This is a genomic window from bacterium, assembly GCA_019637795.1.
In the GTDB taxonomy this organism is placed as follows: Bacteria; Desulfobacterota; Binatia; order HRBIN30; family CADEER01; genus JAHBUY01.
The window spans coordinates 358998-381033 of record JAHBUY010000006.1 but is presented as its reverse complement, the minus strand read 5'-3'; the positions used below and the strand labels follow the sequence as shown (position 1 = coordinate 381033).

Below are 22036 nucleotides of genomic sequence, written 5' to 3'. Positions count from 1 at the left end.
TGACCCAGCCGCCCGGCATCGCGAGGATCGCGCCCTTGCCCGTCATGGCCACCCCCTCGTCGCCGTCCGCCTCCGCCCCATTCCTCGCCCTCGCGGCGGCGCTGGCGCTGGCGCTGAGCGCCGCCCGTCACCTGGTGCCGTTCGAGACCGCGCTGGTCGACACCGTGCTGCTGGCGTTGCTGGCAGCCGTGGTGTGGGCGAACGCGCGCGCCCGCTACGGCGAGCGCGGCGCCGGGACGGCGGCGCTGGCGCTGGTGCTCTTCGCGCCGGTGCTCGGCGCGGTTGGCGGCGGCGGGTTGCCGGCGGCGTTGCTGCTCACCGCCGGGCTGACGCTGCTCATCCGCGGCCTGCTCGACCCGACCGTGCAACGCGCGGTGGCGGCCGGCGTCTGTCTCGGCCTGGCGATCGGCGTGCTGCACGTCGAGGGCGCGGCGCGGCGACCGGTGTGCGCGGCGCTGGCGATCGGCGCCGTCGCGCTGGTCGGCTGGCGCATCCTCACCGCCGAGCGCTGCGAGCCGCGCCGCCGCGTCGTCCAGGGCGCCGTGGTCAGCGTCGTCCTCGGCGCGGCGGTGTCGGCCGCGGTGCTGTTGGGGATCGACGCCCTGCCACCGTTCGAACCGACCGAGTACGCCCGTGTCTGGGCGGCGACGGCGTTCGCCGACGAGCTGGCGTCCCGGGGGGTGAGCCCGCTGCTGGTGCTCAACGCCCTGCCGCTGCTCGGGTTGGCGATGGCGCAGCGCCCGCGGCGGACCAGTCGATACGCCGACGGCGCCACGGTCATCGGGCTGGCGGTGGCGCTGGCGATCGGCATCGGCGTGCCGGTGCTGCTGGCGGTCCTGGCGGCGCCGTGGCTGGCGCTGCTGGCCGGCGCGGCGGTGGCGCGGGCGCGCGGACCGGGGCTGCTGCGCCTGGCGGCGGCGGCGTTGCTGGTGCAGGCGCTGAGCGCGGCGCTGCTGTGGCCCGAGTACCCGCGGGCCAGCGCCGGCTGGGCGCCGCTGCCGGCGCCGGCGCCCGGGGTGCCGATCTGATGCCGGAGCGCCTGCTCATCATCCTGCTCGGCGCCATCGGCGACGTCGTCTGCGGCATGCCGCTGGCCCAGCGGCTGCGCGCCGGGTGGACGCGGACCCGCATCATGTGGGCGGTCGAGCCGGCGGCGGCGCCGCTGCTCGCGCATCATCCGGCGGTCGACGACGTCCTGGTCTTCCGCCGCGGCGGCGGCGCGCCGGCGCTGCTCCGCATGCTGCGCGGGCTGCGCGAGCGGCGCGCCGACGTGGTCCTCGACCTGCAGCGCCACTTCAAGAGCGGCCTCTTCAGTTGGGCGACGCGGGCGCCGCGGCGGGTTGGCTTCCACTGGCGGAACTCGCGCGAGGGCAACTGGTTCTTCAACACCGAGACCATCGAGCCGGTGCAGACCTTCACCCTCAAGGTGACCCACTTCCAGCGCTTCGCGGATCGCCTCGGCGTCCTGCCGGCGCCGCTGACCTTCGGCCTGGCGGCGACCGCGGAGGAGCGGCAGCGGGTGGCGACGCTGCTCGCCGACGCCGGCGAGCGGCCGGCGGTCCTCTACGTCGGCTCGACGTGGCCGAGCCGCCGCTGGCTGCCGGCGGCGACCGCCGAGCTGTGCCGGCTGCTGCGCGCCCTCGGCCTGCCGGTGGTGCTGGTCGGCGGGCCGGCCGACGCCGCCTTCGCCGAGGCCGTGGGCGCGGCCGGCGCCGGGCCGCTGATCAACCTGGTCGGACGCACGGGGTTGCGCGACGTGATCGCGGTGATGGAGCGGGCGGCGGTGGCGATCGGACCGGACACCGGGCCGATGCACATCGCCGCCGCCGTCGGCGCGCCCGTGGTGGCGCTGTTCGGCGCCACCAGTCCGCGGCGCTCCGGGCCGTGGGGCTGGCACGACTACGTGCTCCGCGGCGAGGCGCCGTGCGTCCCGTGCTACCGTCCGCGCTGTCCGATCGGTCGCCTGTGCATGGAGACCATCACGCCGGGGAAGGTGATCGAGCGGGTCGAGGCGGCGCTGGCGCGCGGCGCGGCGGCGGCTGGAGAGGAGGGCGGATGATGGCGGGGCGGCGAGACGATCCGGCGGCGGTGGTGTCCCGGTTCCGGCGCGTCACGGTGCTGGTCGCCGGCGACCTGATGCTCGACCATTTCGTCTGGGGCACCGTCGACCGCATCTCCCCCGAGGCGCCGGTGCCGGTGGTGCAGGTCACCGCCGAGAGCCGCCGCCTCGGCGGCGCCGCCAACGTGGCGCACAACATCCGCGCCCTCGGCGGCGCGGTGGTGGCGTGCGGCGTCGTCGGTGCCGATGCCGCCGGCCGCGACCTGCTCGACGAGCTGCGCCGGGTGGGCGCCGACGTCGGCGGGGTGGTGCAGAGCCGGACGGCGGTGACGACGCGCAAGACGCGCATCATCGCCCACCGCCAGCAGGTGGTGCGCCTCGATCGCGAGGACGCGCAGCGGCGCGAGAGCCGCGCCGCGGCGCGGGCCCGCGGCTTCCTCCTCGCCCACCTCGGCGACGCCGACGTGGTGGTCATCTCCGACTACGGCAAGGGGCTGGTGACGCCGGAGCTGCTCGCCGCCCTCGCCGCGGTGCGGCGGCGGCGGCCGTTCCCGCTGCTCATCGACCCGAAGAAGGCCAACTTCGCCCACTACCGCGGCGCCAGTCTGCTGACGCCGAACCGCGACGAGGCGAGCCAGGCGGCGGGGATCGAGATCCGCGACGCCGCCAGCCTGGCGCGCGCCGGCGCGGCGCTGCTCGAGCGCTGGCAGGCCGAGGCGGTGCTGATCACCCGCGGCGAGCAGGGGATGTCGCTGTTCGCGCGCGGCGCGCCGGCGCGCCACTTCCCGACCGTCGCCCGGCACGTGTTCGACGTGACCGGCGCCGGCGACACGGTGGTCGCCGCCTGCGCCCTCGCCCTCGGCGCCGGCGCCAGCCTGGAGGCGGCGGCGGTGCTCGCCAATCACGCCGCCGGCATCGTCGTCGGCGAGGTCGGCACGGCGACGGTCACGGCGGCGCAGGTGCGGGCGGATCTGCGAGGGCGGCGGTAGCCGAGAAAGGGTGGAGCGAGCATGCGGAGCATGACGGGGTTCGGCCAGGCGAGCTGGCAGGGCGGCGGCACGCGGCTGTCGGTGGAGGTGCGCAGCGTCAACCAGCGCTTCCTCGATGTCAAGCTGTCGCTGCCGCGCGAGTGTCAGGCCTGGGAGGCGGAGCTGCGCGAGCTGGTGAGCGGGGTCGCCGAACGCGGCAAGGTCGAGGTGACGATCTTCCGCGCCGGCAGCGCCGGCGACGAGGTCACCGTCGAGGCGAACGAACCCCTGGCGCGCGCCATCCTCGCCGGCTGGCAGGGGCTGCAGCGGCGGCTCAAGCTGCCGGGCGCGATCGACATCGGCATGCTGATGGGCCGCGGCGCCGATCTGGTGCGGGTGGTCGAACGGCGCGCCGACGCCAGCGCCGACCTGCCGCAGGTCAGACGCCTGTTGACGGCGGCGCTCAAGGACTTCAACCGCGCCCGCGACCGCGAGGGCCGGCTGCTGCAGGCCGACATGCAGTCGCGGCTGAAACGCCTGCGCGCCATCGACGCGGCGCTGCGCGCGCGCACCACCGCCCTGGTGCCGGAGCTCGCCAAGCGCTTGGGCGAACGGGTGACGGCGCTGCTCGGCAAGGGGACGGTGAACGAGGAGCGCCTCGTCCAGGAGGCGGCGTTGCTGGCCGAGCGCGCGGACGTCACCGAGGAGCTGGTGCGCCTCGACAGCCATCTCGACCGCCTGGCCGAGCTGCTGCGCCAGAAGGGGTCGGTGGGCAAGGCCATCGACTTCCTCATCCAGGAGATCCACCGCGAGGTGAACACCATCGCCTCCAAGAGCGCCGACCTCGACGTCACCAACCTGGCGCTGGAGGCCAAGGGCGAGATCGAGAAGCTGCGCGAGCAGGTGCAGAACGTGGAGTGACCCAGCCTTCACCACGGCGGCAGCGAGCCGCGAGGCACGGCTCGCTGCCGCCGTGGTGAAGATTTCCCCTTCGATTCTCGGTAGAGTAGCGCCGTGCTGATCACGATTTCCGGCGTGCCGGGCAGCGGCAAGACCACCGTCGCCAGGCTCTTGGCGGCGCGGCTGGGGGTGCCGCACGTCTATGCCGGGGATCTGTACCGGCAGGAGGCGAAGCGCCGGGGGCTGAGCCTGGCGGCGTTCAACGCGCTGTGCGAGCGCGACCACTCGATCGACCGCGACCTCGACGCCGCGATGTCGGCGCGGGCGCGCCAGGGCGACGTCGTGCTGGAAGGGCGGCTGGCCGGCTTTCTCGCCGCGGAGAACGGGCTCGACGCGCTCAAGGTCTGGCTCGACGCCAGCGACGAGACGCGCGCCCGGCGCGTGGCGCAGCGCGAAGGCAGCGACTGGCGGGCGGTGCTGGAGGTGAACCGGCTGCGCCACCAGTCGGACGCCAAGCGCTACCAGGCGATCTACGGGTACGACCTGGCCGACCACGGCGTCTACGACGTGATCCTGGCCACCGACGACCGCACGCCGGAGGAACTGGTCGAGACCCTGACCGATGCGGCGCGGGCCCGCTTCGACGGGGCGATCCGATGACCAGCGCCGAGGACCTGGTCAGCAAGGTGCGCGCCTATCACAGCGCCGCCGACGCCGGGTTCATCCGCCGCGCCTACGAGTTCTCGCGCGTCGTCCACAAGGGGCAGAAGCGGCAGTCGGGCGAGCCGTACTTCATCCACCCGGTGGGCGTCGCGAGTCTCATCGCCGACCTCCGGCTCGACGTGCCGAGCATCGTCACCGGACTGCTGCACGACACGGTCGAAGACACCTTGACGACCCTGGACGAGGTGAAGGCGGAGTTCGGCGACGAGGTGGCGACCCTGGTGGACGGCGTCACCAAGCTCTCGCAGGTGAACTTCACCAGCCGCGAGGAGAAGCAGGCGGAGAACTTCCGCAAGATGATCCTCGCCATGGCGCGCGACATCCGCGTCATCCTGGTGAAGCTCGCCGACCGCACCGACAACATGCGGACCCTGCAGCACCTGTCGAGCGAGCGGCAGCGCGACATCGCCCAGGAGACGCTCGACATCTATGCCCCGATCGCGCACCGCCTCGGCGTCTCCTGGCTCAAGAACGAGCTCGAGGACAACGCGCTGCGCTACCTGCGCCCCGAGGTGTACTACCAGCTCAAGCGCAACGTCGCCAAGAAGAAGGCCGAGCGCACCAAGTACATCAACGAGTTCAGCGCCGTGCTGGCGAAGAAGCTGAGCGAGGCCGGCGTCGAGGCGGAGGTCTCCGGGCGGCCGAAGCACTTCTACTCGATCTACGGCAAGATGCAGCGCGAGAACCTGCTCTACGACCAGATCTACGACCTGGTCGGGTTCCGGGTGATCGTCGACTCGCTGGCCGACTGCTACGGCGCCCTGGGCGTCGTGCACGCCAACTGGAAGCCGGTGCCGGGGCGCTTCAAGGACTACATCGCGCTGCCCAAGAACAACATGTACCAGTCGCTGCACACCACCGTCATCGGCCTCTACGGCGAGCGGGTGGAGGTGCAGATCCGCACCCACGAGATGCACCGGGTCGCCGAGTTCGGCGTCGCGGCGCACTGGAAGTACAAGGGCGGCGAGCTGGTCGGCGCCGCCGAGGCGCAGCGCTTCGCCTGGCTGCGGCAGCTCCTGGAGTGGCAGCAGAACGTCTCCGACCCGCAGGAGTTCCTCGGCTCGGTGAAGGAGGACCTGTTCAGCGACGAGGTCTTCGTCTTCACGCCGAAGGGCGACGTGCTGAACTTCCCCGAGGGCTCGTCGGTGATCGACTTCGCCTACCGCATCCACTCCGAGGTCGGCCACCACTGCGCCGGGGCGCGGGTCAACGGCCGCCTGGTGCCGCTGCGCTACCGCCTGCGCAACGGCGATACGGTCGAGATCGTCACCACCGCCAGCCAGACGCCGAGCAAGGACTGGCTCGGCGCGGTCAAGACCAGTCGGGCCAAGGCGCGCATCCGCGCCTGGCTGCGCCACCAGCAGCGCACCCGCAGCCTGGCGGTGGGGCGCGAGATCCTCGAGCGCGACCTCGCCCGCCACCAGCTCGACCTCAAGAAGGTGCAGCGCGCCGGCGGCCTCGACCAGGCGGCGCACGCGCTCGGCGTGAAGGACGAGGAAGGCCTGATCGCCAGCGTCGGCTACGGCAAGATCACCACCGCCCAGGTGCTGGCGAAGCTGCTGCCGGAGGAGGAGCTGGCGCGCCGCGCCGATCGCGAGGAGGGGGCGCTGCGCAAGTTCCTGCGCCGCGTCGCCGGCCAGGGCGCCGGGGTGCAGGTGAGCGGCGTCGAGGACGTGCTGGTGCGCTTCGGCAAGTGCTGCGACCCGCTGCCCGGCGAACGCATCCTCGGCTTCATCACCCGCGGCCGCGGCGTCACCGTGCACGCCATGGACTGCCCGCGCGTCCTCGAGAGCGATCCGGCGCGCCGCGTCGAGGTGGTGTGGGCCAGCGGCGCCAACGGTCTGCGGCCGATCAACCTCGAGGTGGTGTGTGTCGACCAGCCCGGCATGCTGGCCGCGATCACCAAGTCGATCTCCGGGGTCGGCGTCAACATCAGCCGCGCCCAGGTGCAGAGCACGCCGGACAAGCAGGCGCTCAACAGCTTCGAGATCGTGGTCGGGACGGCGGATCAGCTCAACAAGGTGATCCGCGCCATCGGCAAGCTGCGCGGCGTCATCCGGGTGAGCCGGCCGCGCGCCTGAAGGGCCGGGCGTCGGGTCGTTCGTCGTTCGGCGAGCCAGATCCCTCTGGCGCAACAACCGACCTCGATACGACAACCACGTTCACCACGGAGGCACGGAGACACGGAGGGTGCAGCGTGGGAATGGCGGGCGGGCGCGATCCCCATGGCCATTCCTGATGGCGTTGGGGCTCTCGCCCGCGAACCCTCTCTTGTCCAGGTTCCTCCGTGCCTCCGTGCCTCCGTGGTGAACGCATTTCGGCCACATCGAGGCTAGCGACCGACGACCGGCTTCACCGCCAGCGCGTCGATTTCGACGCGGGCGCCGCGCGGGAGGGCCGCCACGCCGACGGTGACCCGCGCCGGATAGGGCGCGCGCACGTAGCGGCCGTAGATCTCGTTGACGGTGGCGAAGTCGGCGAGGTCGACCAGGAAGATGGTCACCCGCACCACGTCGGCGAAGGTGCAGCCGGCGGCCGCGAGCACCGCCTGGAGGTTCTCCAGCGCGCGCTCGGCCTCGACGGCGGTGCCGCCGGCGACCAGTTGCCCGCTGGCGGGGTCGAGCGCGATCTGGCCGGAGCAGTAGACGACGCCGCCGTGCTCGACCGCCTGGCTGTACGGGCCGATGGCGGCGGGGGCGTGCGGGGTGGAGAGGGGCTTCACGGGCGTGGCCGGTGGCCGGTGCCCGTGACCGGTCCCGGGGCAGCGCCCTCCCGGTCACCGGTCACGCGCGTGCTCAGGCGGCCTTCTGCACCTTGCCCGAACGCAGGCAGCGGGTGCAGACGCGGATGTACTTCACCGTGCCCTTCAGGTTGGCGCGGACGCGCTGCAGGTTGGGACTCCAGCGGCGCTTGGTCTTGTTGTTGGCGTGGCTGACGTTGTTGCCCACCGACGGGCCCTTGCCGCAGATCTCGCACTGACGCATTGGCGTGCTCCTTTGTCCGCTCCGCTCGGAGGGGAATCGACGACAGCTAGCACGGTCCCGCCGCCAAGGGCAACGAAGGGCGGCGGCCCGGTTCCGCCGCGGCCGGCGATGGTGCGGCGCCGCGAATCGTGCCATGCGCGCTCGACCATGGCGCCCCCCGACCGCTCCTCCGAGGCCTATGCGCGCTACGTGCTGGGGCTGCTGGTCGTGGTCTACGTTCTCAACTTCCTCGACCGGCAGATCCTCTCGATCCTCGCCGAGCGCATCAAGGCCGATCTCGGGCTGGGCGACGACCAGATCGGCTTCCTCTACGGCACCGCCTTCGCCGTCTTCTACGCGCTGTTCGGCATTCCGCTCGGCCGCCTGGCCGACGTCTGGACGCGCACGCGGCTGATCGCCCTCGGGCTGGCGGTGTGGAGCGTGATGACCGCCGCCTCGGCGTTGGCGCGCAACTTCGTCGAGCTCTCGGCGGCGCGGGTCGGCGTCGGCATCGGCGAAGCGAGCGCCAACCCGGCGGCGTACTCCCTGCTCTCCGACTCCTTTCCACCGGCGCGGCGGGCGACCGTGCTCGCCATCTACTCCAGCGGCATCTACATCGGCGCCGGCCTCGGGCTCGGCATCGGCGGCCTGATCGTCGAGCGCTGGGACGCGGCCTTTCCCGGTGCCGCGGCGCCGTTCGGCCTGCGCGGCTGGCAGGTCGCCTTTCTCGCCGTCGGCCTGCCGGGGCTGCTGCTGGCGCTGTGGGTGGCGAGCCTGCGCGAGCCGGCGCGCGGCGACGGCGGCGCCGGCCCCTCGCCGCGGCCGTTGCGCGCCCTGGGCGACGAGCTCGCCGCGGTGCTGCCGCCGCTGACGCTGCTCGCCCAGGCGCGCCTCGGCGGCGCCCCGGCGGTGGTCGCCAACCTCGGGCTGGCCGCCGCCGTCGCGGTCGGGGCGTGGGCGCTGACCACGCTGCTCGGCACGCCGGCGCAGTGGATCGCCCTCGGCATCGGCACCTACGCGGCGTTGTCGTGGGCGCAGGCGCTGCGCCGTCGCGATCCGGACGGGTACGCGGCCATCGTCGGCGTGCCGAGCCTGCGCTACGCGGCGCTCGGCTTCGCGCTCCTCGCCTTCACCGGCTACGGCGTCGGCTTCTGGGTGCCGCCGTACTTCGTGCGCGTGCTCGGCGTCAGCGAGGCGGAGGCCGGGCTCTGGCTCGGCGGCACCGCGGCGGCCGCCGGCTGGCTGGGGGTCACGCTGGGCGGGCTGTGGGCGGATCGGTGGCACCGCCGGGCCGCCGCGGCGCGCCTCTACGTCGGCGTCGCGGCGGCGCTGCTGCCGCTGCCGTTCGCGGTCGGCATGCTGCGCAGCGAATGGACCGCGGCGGCATTCGCGCTCAACGCGCTGGTCGGCGTCGGCACCTCGCTGTGGATCGGCCCCGGGGCGGCGACCGTGCAGGATCTCGTGCCGCCGCGCCTGCGCGGCACGGCGTCGGCCGCCTACCTGCTGGTCGTCACCTTCATCGGCCTGGCGCTCGGGCCGTACACCATCGGCCGCCTGAGCGTCGCCCTCGGCGACCTGCGCTCGGCGATGTTGTGGGCGCTGCTGGTGAACCCGGTGGCGGCGATGCTCCTGTGGCGCGCCAGCATTCACCACCGCGGCGCGCCGCGGGGCGCCGTCGAACGGCATCGTTCCCCTGGACGGGGCGTCTCGGCGCCCGCGCGGTGACGATCGTCGGATCGCGGTCAGGTCGTCCTGCGCGCGCCGCGGCGCGCCCGCGTGGCGATCGTCTCGACCAGGCGCGTCGTCGAGTACCCGGGGGCGAAGCGCAGCGACTTGACGCTGCCGCCGCGGGCGAGCACGAGGTCGGCGCCGACGATGCGGTCGACGGTCCAGTCGCCGCCTTTCACCAGCACGTCGGGCTGCGCCGCGCGGATCAGCTCGTAGGGCGTGTCCTGGTCGAAGATCGTCACGTAGTCCACCATCTCCAGCGCCGCCAGCACCTCGGCGCGATCGCGCGCGCGCACCAGCGGCCGGCCCGGCCCCTTGTGCAGCCGGCGCGCCGAGCGGTCGCTGTTGAGCCCCACCACCAGCACGTCGCCCAGCCGCCGGGCGGCGCGCAGGTAGCGCACGTGCCCGGGATGGAGCAGATCGAAGACGCCGTTGGTGAAGACGACGCGCCGCCCGGCGCGCCGATCGGCCGCGAGGCGGCGCCGCAGCGCCGGCAGACTCAGGATCCCGGAGACCATCGGCGGCTGATAGCACAGCCGGCTGGCGGCTGCTGACCGCGGCGACTGACAGCCGGCCAGCGCAGCGTCGACTCGATGCGCGGCGGCGTGTTAGGAAGCGGCATGCCTGATTTCCGCCGTCGGGCGGTGCGCGAGCGGATGACCGTCCGCCTCGACCCGAGCGGCATGCTGAGCGAGGCGCTGGAGGAGGGTGGCCTGGCGCGCGCCGACCTCGAGGCGCTGGCCGAGCGCGCCGCCGACTGCGTCCGTACCGTCGCCGAGCGCCGGCGCGGCGGCCAGATGCCGGTGCTCGACCTGGTCGAGCAGCCCGAGGCGCTCGCCCGCACGACCGCCCTGGCGCGCGAGGTGCGCGACGAGATCGACACCCTGGTGGTGCTCGGCGTCGGCGGCTCGGCGCTGGGGAGCCGCGCCATGCTCAGCGCGCTCGGCGCCGGCGGGCCGCGCGTCGTGGTCGCCGACAACGTCGACCCCTGGAGCCTCGGCGCCCTGCTCGACGATCTCGACCTGACGCGCACCGCCTTCAACGTGGTCAGCAAGTCGGGCGAGACGGCATCGACCATCGCCCAGTTCATGATCGTCCGCGATCGCCTGCTGCGCGCCCTCGGCGCCATCGACTACAAACCCCGGGTCATCATCACCACCGACGCCGAGCGCGGCAGCCTGCGACAGATCGTCAACGACGAGGGCTTTCGCGACCTCGCCGTTCCGGCCGGGGTGGGCAGTCGCTTCTCGGTGCTCACCGCCGCCGGGCTGTTCCCCGCCGCGGTGGGCGGCGTGCGGGTCGAGGACGTGCTGGCCGGCGCCGCCTGGATGGACCAGCGCACGCGCTCGCCGCTGTTGTGGGAGAACCCGGCGCTGCTGCTGGCGGCGCTGCTCTATCTCGCCGAGACGCAGGCGCAGACGCACACCGTCGTGCTGATGCCCTACAGCGACCGGCTGCGCGCCCTGGCGCGCTGGTTCGCGCAGGTGTGGGCGGAGAGCCTGGGCAAGGCGGTCGACCTGGACGGCCGGCCGCGCGCCGTCGGCACGACGCCGCAGGCGGCGGTGGGCGTCAGCGACCAGCACGCGCTGCTGCAACTCTGGCTCGATGGCCCGGCCGATCGCGTCGTCTGCTTCGTGCGCGTCGAGGATCACGGGCGCGAGATCGAGATCCCCAGCGCCTACGGCGACCTCGAGGGCGTCGGCTACCTGCGCGGCAAAGGGTTGGGGGCGCTGCTCAATACGGAGCAGCGCGCCACCGAGCTGGCGCTGCAGCAGCGGGGGCGGCTGTCGCTCACCCTGTCGGTGCCGCAGATCAACGCCTTCACCATCGGCCAGTTGGTGTTCCTGTTCGAGGCGGCGACGGTGTTCGCCGCCGGCCTGCACCGGGTGAACAGTTGGGACCAGCCGGCGGCCGACGAGGGGCGGCAGCTCACGTTCGGCCTGGCGGGGCGCAAGGCGTGGGAGGATCGGGAAGAGGTCGAGGCATGGTTGGCGGCGAAGGCGACGCGTTCCCTGGTGTGAGCGAGGCGCCGGCGGCGAGCGGCGGCCGGCGCGTGCGGGTGCTGCCGGCCGAGATCGCCGACCAGATCGCCGCCGGCGAGGTGGTCGAGCGCCCGGCGTCGGTGGTGAAGGAGCTGGTCGAGAACGCCCTCGACGCCGGAGCGCGGCGCATCGCGGTCGAGCTGGAGCAGGCGGGGACGGCGCTGATCGCGGTGATCGACGACGGCGAGGGCATGGGCGCCGACGACGCGGTCACCGCCTTCGCCCGCCACGCCACCAGCAAGCTGCAGTCGGTGGACGACCTCGGCGCCATCGCCACCCTCGGCTTTCGCGGCGAGGCGCTGGCGAGCATCGCCGCGGTGTCGCGCACGACGCTGACGACGCGGCGCGGCGGCGACCTCGCCGGCACGCGGGTGGTGATGGAGCACGGGCGGCGGGTCGAGGCGCGCGAGGTCGGGGCGCCGATCGGCACCCGGGTGGAGGTCGCCGAGCTGTTCGGGAACGTGCCGGCGCGGCGCAAGTTCCTCAAGGCGCCGGCGACCGAGGTGGGGCACGTCAGCGAGCTGCTGACGCGCACCGCGCTCGCCTTCCCGCAGGTCGGCTTCACGCTCCGCCACGGCGGCCGCGCGCTGGTCGAGCTGGCGGCGGTGGCCGACGACGGCGAGCGCATCCGCCAGGTGTTCGGACGCGAGCGCGCCGCGGCGATGCTGCCGTTCGCGCATCGCGCCGGCGGCGCGCTGGTGCACGGCTGGCTCAGCGATTCGCACTTCAGCCTGCCGAGCCCGCGCCAGGTCTACACCTACGTCAATCGCCGCTACGTGCGCGACAAGCTGGTGACGCACGCGCTGCTCGCCGGCTACAGCACGCTGCTGATGCACGGTCGGTATCCGGCGGCGGCGGTGTTCCTCGAGGTGCCGTGCGGCGAGGTCGACGTCAACGTGCACCCGGCGAAGTCGGAGGTGCGGTTCCGCCACGGCGGCGCGGTGCACGAGCTGTTGGCGCGCGGCGTCCAGGCGCGCCTGCGCGACCAGCGCGGCGAGGCGCCGCGCGCCACCGTCGCCCTGGGCGCCGTGCCGCCCCCGCAGATGCCGTTGCGCATCCCGCCGCGCGGCGACCGCGGGGCGGCCCCGGCGGCGCCGCCGCTGCGCCTGTTGGAGGCGCCGGCGCCGGCGCGCCCGAGCGCGCCGCTGCCGGCGGTCGAGGCGGCCGCGGCGGCGGCCGGGTTCTTCGCCGCGCTGCGGCCGCTCGGCCAGGTGTTCGAGGGCTATCTGATCTGCGAAGGGCGCGACCAGTTGGTGCTCATCGACCAGCACGCGGCGCACGAGCGGGTCACCTTCGAGCGCCTGCGCGGCGCCTACGCGAGCGGCCTGGTGCCGCGGCAGCAGATGCTGGTGCCGGCGGTGGTCGAGCTCGGGCCGCGCGAGGCGGCGCTGCTCGGCGAGCAGCTCGACACGCTGGACGCGGTCGGTTTCGAGGTCGAGGCCTACGGTGGCGGCGCCTTCGCGGTGCGCGCCGTGCCGGCGCTGCTCGCCGACGACGACGCCGTCGGCCTGCTGCGCGACGTCGCCACCGACCTGGTCGACATCGGGCGTTCGCGCCGCCTCGACCAGGCCGCCGAGGCGGTGCTGTCGCGCCTCGCCTGCCACAGCGCCGTCCGCGTCGGCCAGAACATGGCCCCGGCGCAGATGCGCGCCCTGCTGCAGGCGATGGACGCGGTGGACTTCTCCGGCAACTGCCCGCACGGCCGCCCGGCGTTCCTGGTGCTGTCGCGGGGCGACCTGGAGCGTTGGTTCAAGCGAACCTGAGGAAGGCTTTCACCGCAGAGGCGCCGAGACACGGAGGCAACCGCTTCCAGTCCGAAGCCTCCGCGCCCCTGCGTCTCTGCGGTGAAGGACGTCTATGGATTCCGAAATCGTCGCGCTGGTCGGCCCCACGGGGAGTGGGAAGACGGCGGTGTCGCTCGAGTTGGCGGGGCGCTGGGATGCCGAGATCGTCAACTGCGATTCGCGCCAGGTGTTCCGCGGCCTCGACATCGGCACGGCGAAGCCGACGGCGGCGGAGCGGGCGCGGGTGCCGCATCACCTGTTCGACGTCGTCGATCCGGACGCGGCGTTCGATGCGGCGCGCTATGCGGCGCTGGCGCGGGCGGCGATCGCGGACATCCAGTCGCGCGGGCGGCGGGTGCTCGTGGTCGGCGGCAGCGGGCTCTACCTGCGGGCGCTGCGCGTCGGGCTGTTCCCGGGTCCGGGGGCGGACCCGGCGCTGCGGGCGCGCCTGATCGCCGAGGAGGAGGCGACGCCGGGCGCGCTGCACGCGCGGCTGACGGCGGTCGACCCCGCCACCGCGGCGCGGCTGGCGGCGCGCGATCGGGTGCGCCTGGTGCGCGCGCTGGAGGTGTTCGAGACGAGCGGGCGTCCGCTCAGCGAGTGGCACGCGGCGTCCCGCGCGGCGGCGAGCGGGCTGACGATGCGGCTGGTCGGACTGCGGGTGCCGCGGGCGGCGCTCTACGCGCGGCTCGACGCGCGCTGCGAGGCGATGGTGGCGGGCGGCCTGCTGGAGGAGATCCGCGCCCTGTGGGCGCGCGGCTACCCGCCCGAGCTGCCGGCGCTGCGCAGCATCGGCTATCGGCAGATGGGGGCGTACCTGCGCGGCGAGGCGGCGCTGGCGGCGGCGCTGGCGGCGATGCAGCGGGCGACGCGGCAGCTCGCCAAGCGACAGATGACCTGGTTCCGCGCCGACCCGACGGTGCAGTGGCTGGCGCCCGGGGCGGCGGCGCGGCTGCCGGCCTGACGGGACGGTGGAGATGCCCTGCCGCCCCTGCTAGAGCCAACAGGTCGTGGCCAGAGCTCCCTCTCTCGAATCGCTGCGAGCGCGGATCGACCGCGTCGACGACCAGCTCCTGCGCCTGCTCAACGAGCGCGCCGCGCTGGCGCTGCAGGTGGGCCATGCCAAGGCGCGCAACGGCCACACCAGCAAGTACGTCCCGGAGCGCGAGAAGCGCATCTTCCAGCGCCTGGCGCGACTGAACGAGGGGCCGCTGCGGCCGGCGCACGTGCGCACCATCTTCCGCGAGGTGATCTCGGGCTGCCGCGCCCTCGAGCAGCCGTTGCGCGTCGCCTATCTCGGCCCGGCGGGCACGTACTGCCAGCAGGCGGCGGGCGAGCAGTTCGGCTCCGGGCCGAACCTGCTGCCGTTCGGCTCGGTGGACGCGGTGTTCGACGAGGTCGAGCGCGGCCGCGCCGAGTACGGGGTGGTGCCGGTGGAGAACTCGACCGAGGGCGTGGTGGCGCAGACGCTCGACCGCTTCATCGCCTCGCCGCTGACCATCAAGGCCGAGGTGCTGCTGCGCATCGACCACTGTCTGCTGGCGCGCAGCGCCGAGCCGCGCCGGGTGCGGCGCATCGTCTCCCATCCGCAGTCGCTCGCCCAGTGCCGCGGCTGGCTGGCGCAGCACTTCCCGAACCTGCCGGTGGCGGAGGTGGCGAGCAACGCGGTCGCCGCCGAGCAGGCGGCGGCGCACCCGGGCACGGCGGCGATCGCCTCGCGGCGGGCGGCCGAGCGGCTCAAGCTGAAGATCGTCGCCGCCAGCATCCAGGACCTGCCCAACAACGTCACCCGCTTCCTGGTGGTCAGCCACGACGGCAACGGCGCGCCGACCGGCGACGACAAGACCTCGATCCTGTTCGCCGTGCCGCACGAGTCGGGGGCGCTGTTCCGGGTGCTGGAGGCGTTCGCCCGGCAGCGCATCAACCTCAGCACCATCGAGTCGCGACCGCTCAAGGGCCGCGCCTGGGAGTACGTGTTCTTCATCGACCTGGCCGGCCACAGCGCCGAGCCGCGCATGCAGAAGGCGCTGGCGGGGTTGAAGGAGCGGGCGCTGTTCGTCAAGGTGCTCGGCTCGTATCCCGCCTGGCGCTGGCCGGAGGGCGAGGCGCGACCATGAACGTGAAGAACCTGGTCCGGCCCTGGCTGCACTCGCTGCAGCCGTATCCGCCCGGCAAGCCGATCGACGAGTTGGAGCGCGAGTACGGCATCACCGACTCGATCAAGCTGGCGTCGAACGAGAACCCGCTCGGCCCGTCGCCGAAGGCCCTGGCGGCGCTGCACGCGGCGATCGCCGACATCCACCGCTATCCGGACGGCAACTGCTACCACCTGCGCCGCGCCCTGGCGCGCGCGCTGCGGGTGTCGCCGGAGTCGCTGGTCTTCGGCAACGGCTCGAACGAGATCATCGAGCTCGTCGTCCGCACCTTCCTGCACGCCGGCGAGGAAGCGGTGATGGCCGACCAGGCCTTCGTCATCTACCGCATGCTGGTGCAGGCGCAGGGCGGGCGCGGCATCATCGTGCCGCTGCGCCAGTTCACCCACGACCTCGAGGCGATGGCCGAGGCGATCACGCCGGCGACGCGGCTGATCTTCCTCGCCAACCCCAACAACCCGACCGGCACCATCGTCTTCCGCGAGCAGTGGCAGGAGTTCCTGGCGGCGGTGCCGCGCGACGTGGTGATCGTCATGGACGAGGCGTACTTCGAGTACGTCGAGGACCCGCGCTATCCGGACGGCCTCGCCGACGTCGGCGGCGACCACCTGCTGATCGTGCTGCGCACCTTCTCGAAGATCTACGGCCTCGCCGGCCTGCGCATCGGCTACGGCGTCGCGCATCCGGCGATCATCGACCTGCTGAACCGCCTGCGGGCGCCGTTCAACGTCAACACGCTCGCCCAGGTGGCGGCCCTGGCGGCGCTCGACGACGACGAGCACGTCGAGCGCACGCGCGCCGTCAACCGCGAGGGCATGGCGTTCCTGCGCGCGGCGTTCGCCGAGCTCGGCCTGGAATGCGTCCCGAGCTGGGCGAACTTCATCCTGGTGCGGGTCGGCAACGCGGCGCGGCTCTACGACCAGTTGCTGCGCCTCGGCGTCATCGTGCGCCCGGTGCCGGTGTACGGCTTCCCGGAGCACGTGCGGGTCACCGTCGGCACGCGCAACGAGAACGAGCGGCTGGTGGCGGCGCTGCGCACCCTGCGCGAGGAAGGGCGGGGCGTTGGGGTTTGAGCGCGCGGCGATCGTCGGCGTCGGGCTGATCGGCGGCTCGCTGGCGCTGGCGGCGCGCGCCGCCGGGCTGATCGGCGAGGTAGTCGGCATCGGCCGCGGCGAGGCGAACCTGGCGGTGGCGCGGGCGCGCGGCATCTGCGACCGCACGCTGCGCGACCCCGCCGGCCTCGGGCCGGTCGACCTCGTGGTGCTGGCGGTGCCGGTGCGCAGCACCGCGGCGGTGGCGCGGAGCCTGCTGCCGCACCTGCGGCCCGGGACCCTGGTCACCGACGTCGGCAGCGTCAAGGGCGAGGTGGTGGCGCAGTGCGAAGCGGTGCTGCCGGCCGATCGCCCGTTCGTCGGCGGGCATCCGATCGCCGGCAGCGAGCGCGCCGGCGCCGCCGCCGCCGACGCGGCGCTGTTCCGCGGCGCGCCGTGCATCCTGACGCCGTCGCCGCGCACCGACGCGGCGGCGCTGGCGCGGGTGCGGGGGCTCTGGGAGGGCGTCGGCGCGCGGGTGCAGACGATGACGCCGGCGGCGCACGACCGGGCGCTCGCCTGGGTGAGCCACCTGCCGCACGTCGTCGCCTACGCGCTGGTGGGCGCGCTGGCGGCGGCGGACGGCGGCATGGCGGCGTTCGCCGGCGGCAGTTGGCGCGACGCGACGCGCGTCGCCGCCAGCCCGGCCGAGCTGTGGCGCGACATCCTGCTCGCCAACGCCGAGGCGGTGCTGGCGGCGACCGACGCCTTCAGCGCCGCGGTGGCGCGGCTGCGCGCCGCGGTGGCGGCGGGCGACGAACGGGCGCTGCAGGCGCTGCTCGAGGCCGCGGTCGCGGCGCGGCGCGGCGGCGCTGACGGCGGCGCGGCGTGAGCGACGACGCGATCACGCTGCAGCCCCTGGCGCGGCCGCCCGACGCGGTGGTGCGGGTGCCGGGCTCGAAGTCGATCAGCAACCGGGTCGCCCTGTTGGCGGCGCTGGCCGACGGCCGCTCGGTGCTCGACGGGGTGCTGTTCAGCGACGACACCCGCTACATGGCGGCGGCGCTGCGCGCCCTCGGCATCGCGGTCGAGGCCGACGAGGCGGCCGCCCGGCTGACCATCGAGGGCCGCGGCGGCACCTGGCCCCGCGCCGCCGCCGAGCTGTTCGTCGGCAACGCCGGGACGGCGATGCGCTTCCTGGTCGCGGCGCTCTGCCTCGGCCACGGCCGATACCGCATCGACGGGACGCCGCGCATGCGCGAGCGGCCGATCCAGGATCTCGTCGACGCCCTGGGGCGCCTCGGCGCGCGGCTGCGCAGCGAAGCCGGCACCGGGTCGCCGCCGGTGCTGGTCGAGGCCGACGGCCTGCCCGGCGGCGCCACCGAGCTGGCGGCGGCGCGCTCGAGCCAGTTCGTCTCGGCGTTGCTGCAGGTGGCGCCGTACGCGGCGCGCGACGTCGTCATCACGCTCACCGGCCCGGTCATCGCCCAGCCGTACATCGACATGACGGTGGCGGTGATGGGGCAGTGGGGGGTGACGGTGGAGCGCGCCGGCGACCGCGTCTATCGGGTCGCGAGCGGCCAGCGCTATCGCGCCCAGCGCTACGCCGTCGAGCCGGACGCCTCGAGCGCGCACTACTTCTGGGCGGCGGCGGCGCTCACCGGCGGGCGGGTGCGGGTCGTCGGCCTGCACCGCGGCTCGCTGCAGGGGGACGTCGCGTTCGCCGCCCTGCTCGAGCGCATGGGGGCGCGCGTGCGCTGGGAGGCGGACGCGATCAGCGTCGAGGGGCCGGCGCAGCTCGCCGGCATCGACGCCGACCTCAACGCCTGCTCCGATACCGCGCCCACCCTGGCGGCGATCGCGCCCTTCGCCAGCGGGCCGGTGCACATCCGCAACGTCGCCCACCTGCGCTGGCAGGAGAGCGACCGGCTGCGCGCCGTCGCCAGCGAGCTGGCGCGCCTCGGGGCGCGGGTCGAGGAGCGCGACGACGGCCTCAGCGTCTGGCCGTCGCCGCTGCACGCGGCGCGGATCGCGACCTACGACGACCACCGCATCGCCATGGCCTTCGCGCTCGTCGGCCTGAAGGTGCCGGGGGTGACGATCGCCGATCCGGGGTGCGTCGCCAAGACCTTTCCCGACTTCTTCGCCCGTCTGGAGGGGCTGCGGCGATGAAGCCGACGATCGCCATCGACGGGCCCGCCGGCGCCGGCAAGAGCACCGTCAGCCGGCGCCTCGCCCAGGCGCTCGGCCTGCGCTACGTCGACACCGGCGCCATGTACCGCGTGGTCGGCGTGCTGGCCGACGAGGCCGGCGTCGAACTCGACGATGCGCCGGCGCTGGCGGCGCTGTGCGACGCGCTGCGCCTGGAGTTCGCCGAGCGCGCCGACGGCGTGCGCGTGCTCGCCAACGGCCGCGATCTGACCGGCGCCATCCGCAGCGCGGAGGCCGGGCAGTGGGCGTCCAGGGTCTCGACCCACCCGGCGGTGCGCGAACGCCTGGTCGCCCTGCAGCGCCGGATGGGGGAGGGCGGCGGGGTGGTGATGGAGGGGCGCGACATCGGCACCGTCGTCCTGCCGCACGCCACGGTGAAGATCTTTCTCGTCGCCAGCGCCGCGGAGCGGGCGCGCCGGCGCTGGGCGGAGCTCGCCGCGCGGGGCGACCCCGCCGACCTGGGACACATCCAGCGCGAGATCGAGGAGCGCGACGCGCGCGACCGCGGCCGGGCGCACTCGCCGCTGGTGCCCGCCGCCGACGCGCTGCTCGTCGACACCACCAGCGAGAGCGTCGACGAGGTCGTGGCGCGCGTGCGCAAGCTCGTGGCGGCGCAGGGGAACCCTTGAAAAGTAACACCCTTCGGGGCTATGAAGCCGGAATCTCGTCTCGAGAGAGGATTACCCACATGAGTCAGCAACCCAGAGTGGCCGCGCCCGAAGGCGGCGGCGACGAGTTTCGCAAGCTCTTCGAAGAGAGCTTGCGCGCCGTCAAGCCGGGCGAAGTGGTCCGGGGCCGGGTGGTGAACATCGGCCGCGACCAGGTCACCGTGGACATCGGGTACAAGTCCGAAGGACAGATCCCGATCAGCGAGTTCAGCACCCGCGACGGCGAGGTGACGGTTCACGAGGGCGATGAGATCGACGTCTACTTCGATGCCGACGAGGGCGAACACGGCGGCATCCTGCTCTCCCGCAGCAAGGCCGAACAGGCCAAGGTGTGGCGGGACATCGAGGAGGCCTTCCAGAACAACGGCGTCGTCGAGGGCGTCATCGTCGGCAAGGTGAAGGGCGGTCTGAAGGTGGACGTCGGCGTCCCGGCGTTCCTGCCCGGCTCGCACGCCGACCTGCGGCCGTCGCGCAATCTCGATCGCTACATCGGCCAGCGCGGGCACTTCGCGGTGCTGAAGTTCAACCGCGCGCGCGGCAACGTCGTCGTCTCGCGGCGCGCGGTGATGGAGAAGGAACGCGCGCAGTTGAAGCAGGAGACGCTGAAGGTGCTCGAGGAGGGCGTCATCCTCGAGGGCATCGTCAAGAACATCACCGACTACGGGGCGTTCGTGGACCTCGGCGGCATCGACGGCCTGCTGCACGTGACCGACATGTCGTGGGGCCGGGTGAACAAGCCGTCCGACGTGGTCAACGTCGGCGACCGCGCCCGCGTCGTCGTCCTCAAGTACGATCCCGAGCGCGGTCGCGTGTCGCTGGGCATGAAGCAGATCATGCCCGACCCGTGGGCGAGCGTCGCCGAGCGCTATCCGGTCGGCGCGCGGGTGCACGGCAAGGTGGTGAGCCTGGCCGACTACGGCGCCTTCGTCGAGCTCGAGCCCGGCATCGAGGGCCTGGTGCACGTCTCCGAGATGTCGTGGACCAAGCGCGTCACCCATCCCTCGAAGGTGCTGGAGGTGGGCCAGGAAGTCGACGTCATGGTGCTCGACGTCGACACCGGCAACCGCAGAATTTCCCTGGGGCTCAAGCAGGCGGAGCCGAACCCCTGGGAGATGGTGCGCATCAACCATCCGATCGGCAGCCACATCAAGGGCCCGGTGAAGAACCTCACCGACTTCGGCGTGTTCATCGGCGTCGAGGAGGGCATCGACGGGCTGGTGCACATCTCCGACCTGCACTGGACCAAGAAGGTCCGCCACCCGTCGGAGCTGTTCCAGAAGGGCGACGAGGTCGAGGCGGTGGTGCTCGGCATCGACGTCGAGAACGAACGCATCTCGCTCGGCATCAAGCAGTTGGCCGAGGATCCATGGTCGAGCATGAGCTCGCGCTACCCGGTCGGCACGCGGGTGCACGGCAAGGTCACCAGCGTCACCGACTTCGGCGTGTTCATGGAGGTGGAGGAGGGCATCGAAGGCCTCATCCACGTCTCGCAGCTCAGCATGGATCGCGTCGACAAGCCGCAGGGGCTGTTCCAGCCCGGCCAGGAGGTCGAGGCCGAGGTGACGGCGGTGGACGCGCGTGACCGCAAGATCGCGCTCAGCATCAAGGCGCTGCGCAAGTCCGAGGAGCGCGAGGAGATCGAGTCGTACCTGCAGCGCGAGCGCGAGGGCGGCCGCTTCTCGTTCGAGGACATCCTCGGCTCGGACCTGCGGCTCGATCGCGACGACCAGGCGAAGCGCGGAGACAACGGCGAGACCAAGTGAGGCGGCGGCGGTGACCAAGCGGGCCTTGATCGACGAGCTCGTGACCCTCTATCCGCGGTTCTCGCGGCGCGACGCGGAGGTCATGGTCAACGCCGTCTTCGAGAGTCTCGCCGACGCCCTGCGGCGCGGCGAGCGGATCGAGATCCGGGGCTTCGGCAGTTTCGTGGTCAAGCACCGCGAGGCGCGCGACGGGCGCAATCCGCGCACCGGCAAGCGGGTCGCGGTGGCCGCCAAGCGGGTGCCCTTCTTCAAGGTCGGCAAGGAGCTGCGGCTGCGCGTCGACGGCGACGCCGAGGGCGCCGCCGAGGCGGCGGCCCAGAGCTGACGCGGGGCCCACACCCGCCATGGCGCATCGAGCCCTGTGGGCGCCGTGGCGCATGGCCTACATCGGCGCGCCGAAGTCCGGCGCGTGCATCTTCTGCGACGCGCCGGCGGCCGACCCGCAGGCGGCGCTGGTGCTGGCGGCCAGCGCGCACGCGGTGGTGATGCTCAACCGCTACCCGTACGCCAACGGCCACCTGATGGTGGCGCCGCGCGCCCACACCGCCGACCTCGGCGCGCTCGAGGCGACGGCGTACGCGGCGCTGAGCGAGACGCTGCGGCGCGCCGTCGGGCTCCTGCAGTCGACCTTCCGCCCGGACGGCATGAACGTCGGCCTCAACCTCGGCGCCGCCGCCGGTGCCGGCTTCGCGCAGCACCTGCACTGGCACCTGGTGCCGCGCTGGAACGGCGACACCAACTTCATGCCGGTCATCGCCGAGGTGAGCTGCCTCCCGGAGCACCTCGACGCGCTGTGGGCGCGGTTGCGGCCGGTGTTCGCGCCGCTCGACGGCTGAGCGCCGCCGCCGCCGCCGCTCGCCACCGCGTCGCGCAGACCGCGCCGCTGGCGGACGCATGGGCAGCCGCGGCTCTCTTTTTCGTTGACTTGTGAGTCGGCAATCAAGTAGCTCCTTGGCAGCGACTTCAGCGCCCGCGGGGCAGCGGTTCTTCCTAGCTGACGGTCTGCACGACTTCTGCAGGGAGGGCGATATGGCGGCTGCGAG

At 73.5% G+C, this 22036-nt stretch carries 21 protein-coding genes; 18 read left to right on the top strand and 3 right to left on the bottom strand.

Translation table 11 applies throughout. From position 1 onward, the window contains the following. Positions 1-44 precede the first annotated feature (44 nt). The 6 genes from KF840_21510 to KF840_21485 all read left to right on the top strand — a co-directional run bounded on the left by KF840_21510 (position 45) and on the right by KF840_21485 (position 6731). Positions 45-1028 carry a hypothetical protein gene (locus tag KF840_21510; protein ID MBX3027482.1) on the top strand — a complete coding sequence of 328 codons (984 nt, stop codon included), beginning with the start codon at positions 45-47 and terminating at the stop codon, positions 1026-1028. Next, a complete protein-coding gene (locus tag KF840_21505; GenBank protein ID MBX3027481.1) occupies positions 1028-2059 on the top strand; it encodes a glycosyltransferase family 9 protein in 1032 nt (343 codons plus the stop codon). Before KF840_21510 ends, KF840_21505 begins: the two co-directional genes overlap by 1 nt. After that, positions 2059-3048, top strand: a complete 990-nt coding sequence (rfaE1, locus tag KF840_21500; GenBank protein MBX3027480.1) for a D-glycero-beta-D-manno-heptose-7-phosphate kinase — start codon at positions 2059-2061, stop codon at positions 3046-3048. The genes KF840_21505 and rfaE1 overlap by 1 nt, the downstream gene beginning before the upstream one ends. A gap of 21 nt (positions 3049-3069) precedes the next feature. Then, positions 3070-3948, top strand: coding sequence for a YicC family protein (locus KF840_21495; protein MBX3027479.1), 879 nt, complete (start codon positions 3070-3072; stop codon positions 3946-3948). 93 nt (positions 3949-4041) lie between these two features. Beyond that, positions 4042-4587, top strand: a complete 546-nt coding sequence (locus KF840_21490; GenBank protein ID MBX3027478.1) for a cytidylate kinase family protein — start codon at positions 4042-4044, stop codon at positions 4585-4587. After that, positions 4584-6731: a bifunctional (p)ppGpp synthetase/guanosine-3',5'-bis(diphosphate) 3'-pyrophosphohydrolase gene (locus KF840_21485; GenBank protein MBX3027477.1), complete on the top strand. Its 2148-nt coding sequence runs from the start codon at positions 4584-4586 to the stop codon at positions 6729-6731. Before KF840_21490 ends, KF840_21485 begins: the two co-directional genes overlap by 4 nt. Before the next feature lie 251 nt (positions 6732-6982). On the opposite strand, the gene KF840_21480 is transcribed toward KF840_21485, so the two are convergent. Then, entirely contained in the window at positions 6983-7372 is a 390-nt protein-coding gene (locus tag KF840_21480) for a RidA family protein (GenBank protein MBX3027476.1), read from the bottom strand. A gap of 73 nt (positions 7373-7445) precedes the next feature. After that, on the bottom strand, positions 7446-7634 hold the full coding sequence (rpmB, locus tag KF840_21475) for a 50S ribosomal protein L28 (GenBank protein MBX3027475.1): 189 nt from the start codon (positions 7632-7634) through the stop codon (positions 7446-7448). 147 nt (positions 7635-7781) lie between these two features. On the opposite strand from rpmB, the gene KF840_21470 reads away from it, so the two are divergent. Next, entirely contained in the window at positions 7782-9338 is a 1557-nt protein-coding gene (locus KF840_21470) for an MFS transporter (GenBank protein ID MBX3027474.1), read from the top strand. Between the two features lie 17 nt (positions 9339-9355). Here the strand turns inward: KF840_21470 and rfaE2 are convergent, their stop codons facing one another. Continuing rightward, a complete protein-coding gene (gene rfaE2, locus KF840_21465) occupies positions 9356-9859 on the bottom strand; it encodes a D-glycero-beta-D-manno-heptose 1-phosphate adenylyltransferase (GenBank protein ID MBX3027473.1) in 504 nt (167 codons plus the stop codon). A gap of 102 nt (positions 9860-9961) precedes the next feature. On the opposite strand from rfaE2, the gene KF840_21460 reads away from it, so the two are divergent. The 11 genes from KF840_21460 (at position 9962) to KF840_21410 (ending at position 21829) form a co-directional block, all read left to right on the top strand. Then, complete coding sequence (locus KF840_21460) at positions 9962-11362, top strand: glucose-6-phosphate isomerase (protein MBX3027472.1); 1401 nt, start codon at positions 9962-9964, stop codon at positions 11360-11362. Beyond that, entirely contained in the window at positions 11359-13146 is a 1788-nt protein-coding gene (mutL, locus tag KF840_21455; GenBank protein MBX3027471.1) for a DNA mismatch repair endonuclease MutL, read from the top strand. The genes KF840_21460 and mutL overlap by 4 nt, the downstream gene beginning before the upstream one ends. Before the next feature lie 94 nt (positions 13147-13240). Further along, a complete protein-coding gene (gene miaA, locus KF840_21450; protein MBX3027470.1) occupies positions 13241-14131 on the top strand; it encodes a tRNA (adenosine(37)-N6)-dimethylallyltransferase MiaA in 891 nt (296 codons plus the stop codon). 46 nt (positions 14132-14177) lie between these two features. Next, positions 14178-15284, top strand: a complete 1107-nt coding sequence (gene pheA, locus KF840_21445) for a prephenate dehydratase (GenBank protein MBX3027469.1) — start codon at positions 14178-14180, stop codon at positions 15282-15284. Continuing rightward, positions 15281-16393, top strand: coding sequence for a histidinol-phosphate transaminase (locus KF840_21440; GenBank protein MBX3027468.1), 1113 nt, complete (start codon positions 15281-15283; stop codon positions 16391-16393). Before pheA ends, KF840_21440 begins: the two co-directional genes overlap by 4 nt. Continuing rightward, positions 16383-17243: a prephenate dehydrogenase/arogenate dehydrogenase family protein gene (locus KF840_21435; GenBank protein MBX3027467.1), complete on the top strand. Its 861-nt coding sequence runs from the start codon at positions 16383-16385 to the stop codon at positions 17241-17243. Before KF840_21440 ends, KF840_21435 begins: the two co-directional genes overlap by 11 nt. Beyond that, positions 17240-18523, top strand: coding sequence for a 3-phosphoshikimate 1-carboxyvinyltransferase (aroA, locus tag KF840_21430; protein ID MBX3027466.1), 1284 nt, complete (start codon positions 17240-17242; stop codon positions 18521-18523). Before KF840_21435 ends, aroA begins: the two co-directional genes overlap by 4 nt. Next, the gene (cmk, locus tag KF840_21425) at positions 18520-19191 is read left to right on the top strand and encodes a (d)CMP kinase (protein ID MBX3027465.1); all 672 of its coding nucleotides are present in this window, start codon (positions 18520-18522) and stop codon (positions 19189-19191) included. The genes aroA and cmk overlap by 4 nt, the downstream gene beginning before the upstream one ends. Positions 19192-19250: 59 nt before the next feature. Beyond that, positions 19251-20993 (top strand): 30S ribosomal protein S1, encoded by a 1743-nt coding sequence (locus tag KF840_21420; GenBank protein ID MBX3027464.1) that lies wholly within the window; start codon positions 19251-19253, stop codon positions 20991-20993. Positions 20994-21003: 10 nt separating this feature from the next. Next, positions 21004-21318, top strand: a complete 315-nt coding sequence (locus KF840_21415; GenBank protein ID MBX3027463.1) for an integration host factor subunit beta — start codon at positions 21004-21006, stop codon at positions 21316-21318. A gap of 19 nt (positions 21319-21337) precedes the next feature. Then, on the top strand, positions 21338-21829 hold the full coding sequence (locus tag KF840_21410; protein MBX3027462.1) for an HIT domain-containing protein: 492 nt from the start codon (positions 21338-21340) through the stop codon (positions 21827-21829). Positions 21830-22036 lie beyond the last annotated feature (207 nt).

Bases quoted from the DNA above. Each gene is read 5' to 3' on its own strand.
- KF840_21510 (MBX3027482.1), top strand. From the start codon at position 45: ATGGCCACCCCCTCGTCGCCGTCCGCCTCCGCCCCATTCCTCGCCCTC.
- KF840_21505 (MBX3027481.1), top strand. From the start codon at position 1,028: ATGCCGGAGCGCCTGCTCATCATCCTGCTCGGCGCCATCGGCGACGTC.
- rfaE1 (MBX3027480.1), top strand. From the start codon at position 2,059: ATGGCGGGGCGGCGAGACGATCCGGCGGCGGTGGTGTCCCGGTTCCGG.
- KF840_21495 (MBX3027479.1), top strand. From the start codon at position 3,070: ATGCGGAGCATGACGGGGTTCGGCCAGGCGAGCTGGCAGGGCGGCGGC.
- KF840_21485 (MBX3027477.1), top strand. From the start codon at position 4,584: ATGACCAGCGCCGAGGACCTGGTCAGCAAGGTGCGCGCCTATCACAGC.
- rpmB (MBX3027475.1), bottom strand. From the start codon at position 7,634: ATGCGTCAGTGCGAGATCTGCGGCAAGGGCCCGTCGGTGGGCAACAAC.
- KF840_21470 (MBX3027474.1), top strand. From the start codon at position 7,782: ATGGCGCCCCCCGACCGCTCCTCCGAGGCCTATGCGCGCTACGTGCTG.
- rfaE2 (MBX3027473.1), bottom strand. From the start codon at position 9,859: ATGGTCTCCGGGATCCTGAGTCTGCCGGCGCTGCGGCGCCGCCTCGCG.
- KF840_21460 (MBX3027472.1), top strand. From the start codon at position 9,962: ATGCCTGATTTCCGCCGTCGGGCGGTGCGCGAGCGGATGACCGTCCGC.
- miaA (MBX3027470.1), top strand. From the start codon at position 13,241: ATGGATTCCGAAATCGTCGCGCTGGTCGGCCCCACGGGGAGTGGGAAG.
- KF840_21440 (MBX3027468.1), top strand. From the start codon at position 15,281: ATGAACGTGAAGAACCTGGTCCGGCCCTGGCTGCACTCGCTGCAGCCG.
- cmk (MBX3027465.1), top strand. From the start codon at position 18,520: ATGAAGCCGACGATCGCCATCGACGGGCCCGCCGGCGCCGGCAAGAGC.
- KF840_21420 (MBX3027464.1), top strand. From the start codon at position 19,251: ATGAGTCAGCAACCCAGAGTGGCCGCGCCCGAAGGCGGCGGCGACGAG.
- KF840_21410 (MBX3027462.1), top strand. From the start codon at position 21,338: ATGGCGCATCGAGCCCTGTGGGCGCCGTGGCGCATGGCCTACATCGGC.